Genomic DNA, 12,495 nt, shown 5'->3' with positions numbered 1-12,495 from the left:
GGCTAATTGAAATGGTTGAATTATTGAATAACATTCATGTCGCTTTACCAGAAATGATCATTTTGGTAACAGCATGTGTGGCTTTACTCGGTGAGCTGTTCATAAGCCGCCGCTTTCCAGCTATCGTTTTTCTTTGCGCCAGTGCCGGATTACTACTGGCAGCCATAGTCAGTTTTGTCTTCGTGGGGCAGTTTCAAATTTTAGCCTTTCAGGGCCTTTTTATTAGCGACGATGCAGCTCAGTTAATGAAGCTCTTTATATATATATCTGTCTTTTTGTGCTTCTTTTATTCAAGGGACTACATTAAGGAAAGGCAAATTCCAACTGGTGATTATTACATTCTCGGGCTTTTTTCGACTTTGGGAATGATGACTTTGGTATCGGCTCACTCATTGCTGACGATATATTTGGGACTGGAGCTTTTGTCTCTGCCTTTATACGCCATGGTGGCGATTCGCCGCAACAACAGCGATGCTTCGGAAGCAGCGATGAAGTATTTTATCATGGGCGCCATAGCTTCCGGCATGTTGCTGTATGGCATTTCGCTTGTGTATGGAGCTACCGGTAAACTGGATTTATTACAAGTTGCTAATGCGATTGCAGCAAACTGGCGGCAGGAAAGCGGCATGTTGTCTTTTGCACTGGTATTCATCATAGCAGGCGTAGGATTTAAATTGGCTGCTGTCCCATTTCATATGTGGGCTCCGGATGTCTATCAGGGTGCGCCAAGCTCCGTCGCTTTGTTTGTCAGTACCGCACCTAAAATTGCAGCAGTCGGCATGGCATTTCGCTTGCTTACCTTAGGGTTAGTCGACTTAAGCGCCCAATGGCAGCAGTTAATTCTTATCATGTCTTTATTTTCTGTAGGTATAGGAAATCTGCTTGCCATTGCGCAACCAAACATCAAACGCATGTTAGCGTATTCAGCCATTTCACATGTAGGTTATGCGCTGTTTGGCATTCTTGCGGCAACGGCCGAAGGTTATGCTGCTGCATTGTATTATGTATTGGTTTATGTGCTTATGTCTGCCGCCGCGTTTGGCATGATCATCCTGATGTCGCGTTCAGGCTTGGAAATTGAGCAAATCGATGATTTAAAAGGGATAAACAAGCGCAATCCCTGGCTTGCCTTTATGATGATGGTAGTCATGTTTTCCATGGCCGGCGTGCCTCCGACCGTTGGCTTTTTTACCAAATTATTAGTGTTGAAAGCTTTGGTCGATGTGCATTTAACCTGGGTTGCTACTTTAGGCCTGGTGTTCGCTGTTATCGGTGCATTTTATTACTTGCGGATCGTTAAAGTTATGTATTTTGATGATGCACAAAATCCGGCGCCCATTACTGTATCGGCTGCTACTAAAGCTGTGTTTTCTGTCAATTGCTTGGCGCTCTTATATTTCGGCATATTTCCTGGTGCGTTGATTGCAGCATGTGTCAATGCATTTGCTAGATAATTGGACAAGGGTCTGGGATCAAAGAGAAATTTTATTATTTATTGATGAATGACTTGCTAAATGAGCCAGTCGTGCGTATAATTGGCCTCAGTTGATGCGGGGTGGAGCAGCCTGGTAGCTCGTCGGGCTCATAACCCGAAGGTCGTAGGTTCAAATCCTGCCCCCGCTACCACTATAAAACAAACCCCATTTATGGGGTTTTTTATTATGTGCATTTGCAACAGATTTGAATCATAGCAATTTTCACATTCAGCATAAGATGAAATCAGGTGATGGACTTTGCATCCCTCGCAGTGGCTTGACACCTTCATAAGTAAAGGATCTTTTCAGATGAGCGTATAAGTTTACTTGGGCAAGTAACAAGGATGTCATTAACTATGAGATGTGTATGAAACAAGACGAAATTGAACAGCTAATTACACCGACCATAGAAGATATGGGATATATACTGTGGGGATGTGAATATCTTGCACAGGGTAAACATTCGCTCTTACGCGTTTACATTGATCATGACAATGGTATTGGTATCGAAGACTGCGAACGGGTCAGTCGCCAAGTCAGTGCCCTTCTCGACGTTGAAGATCCAATACCTGGTAATTACAGTTTGGAAGTATCATCTCCTGGCATACCAAGGCCGTTATTCCACAGTTGGCAATACCAAAATTATCTAGGCCAAGGCGTTCAAATTAAATTATTTAAACCTGTTGCCGGCCAAAGAAAATTCACTGGGATTATTACATCAGCAGACGAAACCCGTTTGGTGTTAACCATTGATGATGAAGCCCAGGAGTTTCTTTTTTCTAATGTTGCGAAAGCAAATTTGACAGTCTAGTGAGGCGAACAATGAGCAAAGAATTGTTATTAGTTGCTGAGGCGTTATCCAATGAAAAAGGGGTACGGAAAGAAGTTGTTCTTGAGGCAATTCAAGCTGCTTTAGAATCAGCAACACGGAAGCTTTATGGGATGGAACTGGGTGTTCGAGTGAAGCTTGACCCGCGGACTGGCGAGTATGAAACCTTTCGTTATTGGGATGTGGTTGCCGAAGACGAGGACGTTGAATTCCCTGACCGTGAATTGACTTTGGTGCAAGCTAAAGAGCGCAACCCCAGCATTGAAATAGGTGGTCGCATTGAAGAGCAAATGCCTTCCATTGAGTTTGGACGTATAGCTGCCCAAACAGCAAGACAAGTTATCGCACAAAAAGTACGCGAAGCTGAACGTCGGCAAGTTGTGGAACAGTTTATGAGTAAACTGGGACAGCTTGTTTACGGTACGGTGAAAAAAGTTACGCGCGATAATATTATTATTGACTTGGGTGGAAAGGCTGAGGCTTTTATGCCGAGGACGGAAATGCTTCCGCAAGAAATGTTCCGGCCTAACGACCGCGTGCGCGCTTATCTGTATGATATCATTGAACAAGCCCGTGGCCCGCAATTAATGGTGAGCCGTACTCGTAAAGAAATGCTTATCGAGTTATTCAGAATTGAAGTACCTGAAATTGGCGAAAACGTCATTGAAATTAAAGCAGCTGCGCGCGAACCCGGTAGCCGCGCAAAAATTGCTGTCAAAACGAATGATGGCCGCATCGACCCAATTGGTGCTTGCGTGGGCATGCGTGGTGCTCGCGTCCAAGCTGTCTCCAGTGAATTGGGCGGCGAGCGTGTTGATATTATCCTCTGGGATGATAATCCGGCTCAATTGGTTATCAATGCCATGGCACCTGCAGACATTTCATCTATTGTTGTCGACGAAGATACACATGCTATGGATTTGGCTGTACAAAAGGATCAATTATCGCAAGCCATTGGCCGCAATGGGCAAAACGTGCGTTTGGCCAGCCAATTAACCGGCTGGACGCTTAATGTCATGACGGTTGAAGAATTTGAAGATAAAAGTCAGGCAGAATCAACTAAAATTATAAAATTATTTACTTCGGCCCTGGATATAGACGAAGAAATTGCGCTGCTTTTAGTTTCACATGGATTTTCTTCTTTGGAAGAAGTTGCCTATGTACCGAAAGAAGAATTGCTAGCCATTAACGAATTTGATGAAGAAATCGTCGAAGAATTGCGCAGCCGCGCTAATGATAACTTGTTGACGCAAGCATTATCTTCTGGGCAAAACACCGTTAGTTCCGAGCTTTTGGCACTGGAAGGAATGACGGAAGAGTTAGCTGAACGCCTTGCCGCAGCAGGTATTACGACTTTGGACGATTTAGCTGAACAGTCAGTCGATGAACTTCTGGAAATAGCAGGAATTACAGAAGAAAAAGCAGGTGCATTGATCATGAAAGCACGGGAACCGTGGTTTCATCAGAATAAAGCATGAGCACCAAAGGTGTAAGTTGTGCAGTAATGCCAGGTTCTAAAAATTGCAGGTGAAAATAAGTGCTACTGCTCGCAAGAGCTCATTTTTATCCAGACTAGAACATGGCTAGCATAAACTTAATGTTTAAGAATTTAGAACGTAAGAGCGATCCCGATGGATGGCTGGATGAGGATTAAATTATGGCGGATGTAACGGTTAAGCAATTAGCACAAGTCGTGGGTATCCCTGTTGAGCGCTTACTAAACCAGTTGCAAGAAGCTGGATTATCTTTTACCAATGATGAGCAAACCGTAAACGAAGAACAAAAACGGATATTGCTAAATCATTTAAAAGGCAGCAACGAAGCACGTACCGCTCCCGAGCGGATCACTTTGCGACGCAAAAGCGTCTCACAAGTGACTTTAGGTCATGACTCGCATAGTGGTAAAACAGTAAACATTGAAGTAAGAAAAAAGAAAACTTACGTCAAAAGAAGCCTCTTGGAGCAAACAGCAGAATCTGAGGTGGAAGAACAAGCAGTGGAACTTGAAGTTCCCTTGGAGGAAACTGCTACAGTTACTCCTGAAGCGGAGGTTGTAGAAGAACCCGTGATGGGCGAAGAGCAAAGCCCCGTGCAGGCAGATGACGAGGCGCCAGTTCAAGCTGGTGAAACTGATTCTGCAACGGGTGAAAACCACATTGAGGAAGTGGTTGCAACAGCTGCTGCGGCTCCTGGCCATGTTGCTGAGAAAAAAGAAAAACCTGTTTCGCCTGAAGAAAGTAAAGCTGAGAAAGCGAAGAAAAAAGCGCCTAAAAATGATTTTGAAGACAAGGCTGAAAAAAGCGACTTTAAAAAAGGCAAGAAAAAAAGCAAATACCAGCCAGTTATTCACGATGACGCTGAACATGATTTAATGGTGCCAAAACGCCATAAGCCTAAGAAACGCAAAACTGAAAAATCCGATAAATATCGCGAGGCAGAAGAAGCTTTGACGCATGGATTTGCAATGCCTACCATGCCTGTTGTCCGGGAAGTATCCATCCCTGAAACCATTACAGTCGCAGAACTTGCAAAACGTATGTCTGTTAAGGCCGCCGAAGTGATTAAAGTCATGATAGGTCTTGGTGCCATGGCGACCATTAACCAAGTTATCGATCAAGAGACAGCGATCATCGTAGTTGAAGAAATGGGGCATATTCCGCGACCGCTTAAAGAAGATGCCATTGAGCAAAATCTCGGCGATGTATTGAGTAAAGGAAGTCATGAAGAAGCGCGCGCACCTGTGGTAACGATCATGGGACATGTCGATCATGGAAAGACTTCGTTGCTCGATTACATCCGCCGTACAAAAGTAGCTGCCGGTGAAGCAGGTGGTATTACTCAGCACATCGGTGCCTACCACGTGCATACACCGAAAGGAAATATCACATTTCTGGATACGCCGGGTCATGCTGCGTTTACCGCAATGCGTGCCCGCGGCGCCCAGGTAACCGACATTGTAATTTTAATTGTGGCGGCAGATGATGGTGTGAAACCACAAACCATCGAAGCAGTCCAACATGCGAAAGCTGCCAAAGTCCCTATGATCGTTGCCGTGAATAAAATGGATAAACCGGGGGTTGATCCTGAGCGTGTGATGAATGAATTGTCCAATTATGAAGTGATTCCCGAAGCTTGGGGTGGCGATACAATGTTCGTAAACATTTCTGCAAAAACTGGCCAGGGTGTGGACGAGTTATTGGATGCGATTTTATTGCAGTCAGAAGTTCTTGAATTAACTGCGCACACTGATGGCGCAGCCAAAGGGGTAGTGATTGAATCCAGATTGGATAAGGGACGTGGTCCAGTTGCCACTGTGCTTGTGCAAAATGGTACTCTGCACAAAGGCGATATTTTATTGGCTGGACTGCAATATGGACGCGTACGTGCTTTGGTTGGCGACAACGGCATGCCGGTTGAATCGGCAGGGCCTTCCATGCCGGTAGAGATATTGGGCTTGTCTGCCATTCCCCATGCTGGTGATGAAGCTTTGGTTGTTCCTGATGAAAAAAGGGCGCGTGAAGTTGCGCTTTTCCGTCAAGGTAAATTCCGCGATGTAAAATTGGCCAAGCGTCAAAAAGCTTCTCTGGAAGGCATCATCGACACCATGAATGCAGCTGAGACGAAAATTTTAAATGTGGTACTGAAGGCTGACATGCAAGGCTCTGTGGAAGCGATAGCGGATGCATTGGTTAAGCTTTCCACCGATGAAGTAAATGTTAAAATTATTGCCAGCGGTGTCGGCGGCATCACAGAATCAGACGTGCATTTGGCTATAGCTTCTAATGCGTTGTTAATTGGCTTTAACGTGCGCGCCGATGCTGGGGCAAAACGTCTGGCCGAAGTAGAAGGTGTGCCACTGCACTATTACAGCGTAATTTACGACATCGTGGATCAAGTAAAAGGTGCTTTATCAGGCATGCTTGAGCCAACCTTTAAAGAAGAAATCATCGGGGTCGCCGAGGTTCGCGACGTGTTCCGTTCACCCAAACTGGGTGCTATCGCCGGTTGCATGGTCATCGAAGGCACTATTAAGCGTAATAATCCTATTCGTGTATTGCGTAACAACGTGGTGATTTATGAAGGTACTCTTGAATCCTTGCGCCGCTTTAAAGAAGACGTGGCGGAAGTGCGCCAGGGATTTGAGTGCGGTATCGGCGTTAAAAACTATAATGATGTTAAGACGGGCGATTTGATTGAAGTCTACGAGACCATTGAAATCAAGCGCGAAGCATGATGACTTATTAACCCGTTCGGCGCTGGATATAAATCCAGCGCAAAACCCATAATCGCTGTGGTTGATAAGGAAAGAATATGAGTAATGATTTTAAACGTACAGACCGGATTGCCGAGATAATCCTGCGCAAGTTAGCGCATATTATTCAACAGGAAGTAACTGACCCGCGTTTGCCTAAATTCATCACGATTTCTGCTGTGAAGGTGTCCAAGGATTTAAGCCATGCAAAAGTGTATTTCACGGCATTAAACCATGAGCCTGAAAAGACTGTGCTGATTTTGAATACTGCAGCCAGTTATTTGCGTACTATTTTGGCAAAGACAATCAAGCTGCGCACCGTTCCCCAGCTTCATTTCGTTTACGATGAATCGATCGAGTATGGAAAACGCTTAAGCCGTTTGATTGACGAAGTTAATCCTGCAAGTGATGAAGACGAATAAAACAGACAAGCAAAGCATAAATGGCATCCTCTTGGTTAACAAGCCGTTGGGTTTGACTTCTAATGGCGTGTTGCAGCGTGTAAAACGTTTGTATAATGCCAAAAAAGCAGGGCATACCGGCAGCCTTGATCCTTTAGCCACAGGCATGTTGCCTGTTTGTTTTGGCGAAGCAACCAAATTTAGTCAATATTTGCTTGATGCTGATAAATGTTACGAAGTGACGGCGCGTTTAGGCATTAAGACCACGACTGGCGATACTGCCGGTGAAATGATTGCTGTAGTAAATGATTTTTCTATTCCACTGGATGAATTGCAGCATGCCTTAAAATTTTTCATTGGGACAACGCAGCAAACGCCTTCCATGTTTTCTGCTTTAAAACACCAGGGGACACCGCTTTATAAGCTTGCACGGGCGGGGATAGAAGTCCCGCGGCAACCACGAGATATTCACATTCAGGAAATTGAGCTTCTGCATTTTGATGGGGTGGAATTCAAGCTTAAAGTATTGTGCAGCAAAGGGACTTACATCCGTAATTTAATTGAAGACTTGGGCGATAAGCTGGGCGCGGGAGCTCACGTGACCCAATTGCACCGGGTTTATACGTTAGGGTTTAAAGATGAACCCATGTATACTTTGGAAAATTTGCATGCACAACCGTCTAGCGAACTTTGCCAACGCTTATTACCAATGGATCGCGCCGTATGGCATTTACCTAAATCATTCTTGCAGGCAGAAGAAGTAGGTGCCTTGCGACAAGGAAAAATCATAGGCACGGCTGAACGCATCACTGGGTGCATACGCTTGTATCAGCAAACGGATGCCCAGTTTTTAGGATTGGGGGAAATTCAGGACAAAGGATTATTAAAGGTAAAACGCTTGTTAGCTGCCGATGCAATACAATAAACGTACAATAAACCTATTTTTAATACTTGTTTCCCTGCTCTCACCTTGGTAAAATCCCACCTTTTGAAAAACAGACGTTGAACAGCTTCGTTTTTTTTGCTAAATTTTGTGAAAACTGATTGTACCTGTCCTGTGGATTAAGTTTTTTGCAATAAAATTTTAAAAATGCTGTACAATATCGGTTGAAAAATTACTTAGCCTATTTCCAGGAGTAAACAATGTCGCTAACGAGCGCACAAAAAGCAGAAATTATCAATGAATTCAAACGTGCCGATCAAGACACAGGCTCACCTGAAGTGCAAGTTTCTCTGATGACCGGTCGTATTAATTATTTGACCGCGCATTTTAAAGAGCACAAAAAAGATTTCCACTCTCGTCTTGGCTTGCAAGAATTAGTAAACAAGCGCCGCAAGCTTTTAAAATATTTGAAAAGAAAAGACCCTGCACGTTATTCTACTTTAATTCAAAGTCTTGGTTTGCGAGATTCCTATTGATTATCAGCAACCAAATGTATGGGGTTGATACAAGGAACGTTTTTTAACTAGAAAAGCGCAGTACTCTGCGCTTTTTTTTTCTATGCTAACTGCAGCTTATTTTGTGAGGTTTTTAGGTTAGTAAATACGATGAGCTTTTGGCAATTCGTTAAGTCTCTAAAAGCAAATGAATGTTCATCAAGCATCTTGCCCGGATGCTTTCTCAGCGTTCTGGATGATAAAAGCTCTTGCCTAATCACAATCTTCTGTAGGAAATAATTAAGAGGTAACTCACGTGGCTAAATATATAAAAGAAATACAATTCGGAAAACACACGTTGCGGCTTGAAACCGGAGAAATAGCCAGGCAAGCCGATGGCGCAATTTTTGCTACCATGAATGGTACGCAAGTTTTGGTAACCGTCGTTGGTAATAAAAATGGTGCCGAGAAAAATAATTTTTTCCCGCTAACGGTTAACTATCAAGAAAAAACCTACGCAGCTGGGAAAATCCCAGGAGGATTTAACAAGCGCGAAGGGCGGCCAAGTGATCATGAAACCCTGGTTTCCCGCTTGATTGACCGTCCTATCAGGCCATTATTCCCCGATGATTTCTACAATGAAGTACAAATTATCGCTACCGTGATGTCGCTTAATCCCGAAGTGCCAGCCGATGTCGTATCCATGATTGCAGCTTCTGCAGCTCTGGCAATTTCCGGTTTGCCCTTCCAAGGCCCCATCGGTGCAGCCCGCGTTGGCTACAAAGACGGTATTTATACTCTGAACCCAAGCTATAAAGAGCAAGAAACTTCTGAACTTGATCTCATCGTTGCAGGTACCGAGAATGCAATTTTGATGGTGGAATCAGAGGCACGTGAACTCAGTGAAGAAGTTATGCTGGGTGCCGTGTTATACGGTCATGAAATGATGAAAGATGTAATCAAAGCCATCAAGGAATTGGCTGTCGAAGCCGGTAAACCTGCCTGGGTTTGGTCGGCGCCGCAAATTGATACATCTTTATTGGCTCGCATTGAAGCATTGGGGAAAGCACCTATCACTGAAGCTTATTTGCTGAAAGACAAACAAAAACGTTACCAGCGACTCAATGAATTGCGGGAAGACATTACGATTTCTTTAATGCAGGAATATGAAGAATTGGATGCAACTGCGGCAGCCAGTTTAATCAGTAATCTTGAAAAGAATATTGTACGCAACCGTATTTTGGATGGTGAGCCACGCATCGATGGCCGCGATTTAAAAACTGTAAGACCTATTGCCATCCGCACCAGTCTCTTAGAACGAGTACATGGCTCTGCCTTATTTACCCGCGGCGAAACCCAGGCTATTGTGGCCGCGACTTTAGGCAGCGAGCGCGATGCTCAGACGCTGGATAAATTGGAAGGCGAGACCAAAGAGCGCTTTATGTTGCATTATAATTTTCCGCCTTATTCCGTCGGTGAAACGGGGATGGTAGGCAGTCCGAAGCGGCGTGAGATCGGGCATGGAAGATTAGCCCGGCGCAGTTTGGCAGCGGTGTTACCTGGCGCCAGCGAGTTTCCGTATGTTTTGCGCGTTGTTTCCGATATTACGGAATCGAATGGTTCAAGTTCTATGGCTACGGTATGTGGAACCAGTTTGGCTCTTATGGATGCCGGAGTCCCATTAAAAGCGCCTGTCGCGGGCGTAGCCATGGGGCTTATCAAGGACGGCGAGCGTTTTGCAGTTTTAACCGATATTTTGGGCGATGAAGATCACCTTGGCGATATGGATTTTAAAGTAGCAGGTACCGATACAGGGGTTACTGCACTGCAAATGGATATCAAAATCACCGGCATTACCAAGGAAATCATGGAACAGGCTCTTGAACAAGCCCTGGCTGGACGCAAGCACATTCTTAATGTGATGAAAAATGCACTGGCAGAACACCGCGATGAGTTATCGCAACATGCCCCAAGAATTGTCACCATGAAAGTGGCTGAAGATAAAATCCGCACCATTATTGGTAAAGGTGGCGCAACCATTAAAGGCTTGATTGACAGTACAGGGGTGTCAATCGATATCGATGACACTGGTGTCGTGCAATTGTTTTCCCCTAACGCCGATGCATTGGAAGAAGCACAGCGCCAAATTAAAGCGTTGGTTGCGGAAATTGAAGTAGGGCAAACCTACCGTGGCAAGGTGAGCAAAATTGTTGATTTTGGCGCGTTCATCAACCTCCTCCCTGGCAAAGATGGCTTGCTGCACATATCGCAAATATGCTCAGAGCGATCTCAAAAAGTTGAAGATGTGTTGCAGGAAGGCCAAGAGATTGAAGTGTATGTTGCCGGAGTAGATAAGCAAGGCCGGGTAAAACTGGAGTGGAAGGACAAGCCAGCAGCTCCGGTTAAGCAGCCTGAAGAAAAGGCAGCTGCAGAGGCTCCGGCAGACGCAGCAGAGCCAGAAGAACCGGCTTCAGAAGAATAACGGTAAAGCTTTTTCCCTGCATGCCACGAGTAAAGCTCGTGGCATTATCCCTGCGAAATAATCAAAATTACACACCCGCGTCGCTTGTTTATCTGACCAAACTTTGCCTACAGGTCTTATTTGACGTTCACCTTGTTCCACCCTTTCTCTTGTTAAGGCTTGCTGCATGGAACGTTAAAGCAAATTTTGCCGTAATACCCCAAAATATTACTAGAGAAATTTCCCATTTTCTGGGAGGTTATTTGCAATATTTTAAGTAACGAGAAAAAATTGGAAGTATCAAAATATAGAAAATTTCAATTGTTTCGTTGGCAGGCCAAATTTGGCCATCCCAAATTTAGAATTGCTTGGAATTTTGCTAAAAACCATGCGGAATGCTGCGGTCAGAAAATTTTTATGTATTTTCGAAATGGACATCCGCATTGCCGCAGCTTACTGGGCCGCTTTTTAACGACGTATCCACAAGTTAAATGATATATTCGAAAAAATTTGGGCCAACTCAGATGGTGTGGATAAAGCCGACGGCCAAAAGCCTGTAGAAGGCTTTTGGCTTAAGTGAAATTTATCTGGCTCTAACGAATCAAATTTAAAAATTCAATACGGCTGCTTGAATTGCTGCGCATCTCACCAAGCATCACAGAAGTGGTCATCACCGAATTTTGTTTCTCCACGCCTCTCATCATCATGCAAAGATGTCTTGCTTCAACGACAACTGCTACACCGCGGGCACCAGTAATGGTTTCTATACAGTGGGCTATTTCACTGGTCAAGCGTTCCTGGATTTGCAATCTACGGGCAAAGTAATCGACAATGCGGGCAATTTTAGATAAGCCAATCACTTTACCATTCGGTAGATAGCCCACATGGCATTTCCCCAAAAAAGGCAATAAATGATGTTCGCACATCGAATACATTTCAATGTCTTTCACGATCACCATTTCACTCATATCGGATTCAAACAAGGCATCATTGATTACATCGCTTAATTCTTCCTGATACCCTTTCGTCAGGTAGCGTAATGCGTTGGCAGCGCGTGCTGGCGTGTCGCGCAATCCTTCACGGTTAATATCTTCACCGATTTCGTTCAGAATTTCTTTAAATAATTCTTTCATGATTCAACCTTTATAATGAAATAGCTTCGGTTTTTACATACCATTTGCCGGGAGCCACAGAGTCCAAATATTACGCACCATATCCGGAAATTTATTTAGTTCTCTTTAAGAAAAAAGACTAATTTTAGCCCAATTGGTGCCGCAGGAGCAATGAGCTTCTAGGTAGAAAGGGGATTTCGTTTGAAAATTATTAACCGTCGCCTTGAAGCACTAAATTTAATCTGCTATCCCTTGAAGAAAAGGCCGCCCAATGCCAATGACTAATTTATTCCATAAGCTATTGTTCGAGATTTTGAAGCCTAGAAAGGCGCTTCGCTCGGCCAGTCGCTATAAGAGAAAAGCCGATGAGGAATTGTATAAAAATAAATTTGAAGATTTAATACAAAGAAACCTATTATTCCGCGACTTTAGAAGAACAATTAATTCCATAAAAACTCATCGAAATTATAGGCAACGTCCCTAAAGTTTTTTAGCCAAGATTTCATCTTAAATTGAGCACAAATTTTTCTATTTCACTTCGATCTACCCCCTCTCCCACGATAGGAGCTTTGATAGTATGATGATGCC

The 12,495-nt window shown here is 44.1% G+C and carries 8 protein-coding genes, 1 tRNA gene and 2 pseudogenes; 10 read left to right on the top strand and 1 reads right to left on the bottom strand.

What is annotated here, in order from left to right:
• Positions 1 to 11 precede the first annotated feature (11 nt).
• From nuoN to pnp, 10 genes and pseudogenes are all read left to right on the top strand, one after another.
• Positions 12 to 1,454 (top strand): NADH-quinone oxidoreductase subunit NuoN, encoded by a 1,443-nt coding sequence (gene nuoN, locus ELY11_RS06075; RefSeq protein WP_126953384.1) that lies wholly within the window; start codon positions 12 to 14, stop codon positions 1,452 to 1,454.
• Between the two features lie 95 nt (positions 1,455 to 1,549).
• Positions 1,550 to 1,626, top strand: a tRNA-Met gene (locus ELY11_RS06070).
• A 216-nt stretch (positions 1,627 to 1,842) separates the two neighbouring features.
• Positions 1,843 to 2,286, top strand: coding sequence for a ribosome maturation factor RimP (gene rimP, locus ELY11_RS06065; RefSeq protein ID WP_126953383.1), 444 nt, complete (start codon positions 1,843 to 1,845; stop codon positions 2,284 to 2,286).
• A gap of 11 nt (positions 2,287 to 2,297) precedes the next feature.
• A complete protein-coding gene (gene nusA, locus ELY11_RS06060) occupies positions 2,298 to 3,782 on the top strand; it encodes a transcription termination factor NusA (protein WP_126953382.1) in 1,485 nt (494 codons plus the stop codon).
• A gap of 179 nt (positions 3,783 to 3,961) precedes the next feature.
• A pseudogene (locus tag ELY11_RS12790) lies at positions 3,962 to 4,054 on the top strand (translation initiation factor IF-2 N-terminal domain-containing protein); the annotation flags it as partial.
• A 42-nt stretch (positions 4,055 to 4,096) separates the two neighbouring features.
• A pseudogene (gene infB / locus ELY11_RS06055) lies at positions 4,097 to 6,538 on the top strand (translation initiation factor IF-2); the annotation flags it as partial.
• Positions 6,539 to 6,615: 77 nt separating this feature from the next.
• On the top strand, positions 6,616 to 6,978 hold the full coding sequence (gene rbfA, locus ELY11_RS06050) for a 30S ribosome-binding factor RbfA (RefSeq protein ID WP_126953380.1): 363 nt from the start codon (positions 6,616 to 6,618) through the stop codon (positions 6,976 to 6,978).
• Positions 6,965 to 7,882 (top strand): tRNA pseudouridine(55) synthase TruB, encoded by a 918-nt coding sequence (truB, locus tag ELY11_RS06045; protein ID WP_127032713.1) that lies wholly within the window; start codon positions 6,965 to 6,967, stop codon positions 7,880 to 7,882. Before rbfA ends, truB begins: the two co-directional genes overlap by 14 nt.
• A 218-nt stretch (positions 7,883 to 8,100) precedes the next feature.
• A complete protein-coding gene (gene rpsO, locus ELY11_RS06040; RefSeq protein WP_126953379.1) occupies positions 8,101 to 8,376 on the top strand; it encodes a 30S ribosomal protein S15 in 276 nt (91 codons plus the stop codon).
• 274 nt (positions 8,377 to 8,650) lie between these two features.
• Positions 8,651 to 10,816: a polyribonucleotide nucleotidyltransferase gene (pnp, locus tag ELY11_RS06035; protein WP_127032699.1), complete on the top strand. Its 2,166-nt coding sequence runs from the start codon at positions 8,651 to 8,653 to the stop codon at positions 10,814 to 10,816.
• Between the two features lie 572 nt (positions 10,817 to 11,388).
• On the opposite strand, the gene folE is transcribed toward pnp, so the two are convergent.
• Positions 11,389 to 11,928, bottom strand: a complete 540-nt coding sequence (gene folE, locus ELY11_RS06030) for a GTP cyclohydrolase I FolE (RefSeq protein WP_126953377.1) — start codon at positions 11,926 to 11,928, stop codon at positions 11,389 to 11,391.
• Positions 11,929 to 12,495 lie beyond the last annotated feature (567 nt).

The sequence above is a fragment of the Legionella septentrionalis genome, from assembly GCF_003989745.1.
GTDB lineage: Bacteria > Pseudomonadota > Gammaproteobacteria > Legionellales > Legionellaceae > Legionella_A > Legionella_A septentrionalis.
Note: the sequence above shows the minus strand (reverse complement) of the source record. Positions and strands in the feature narration are given on the sequence as shown.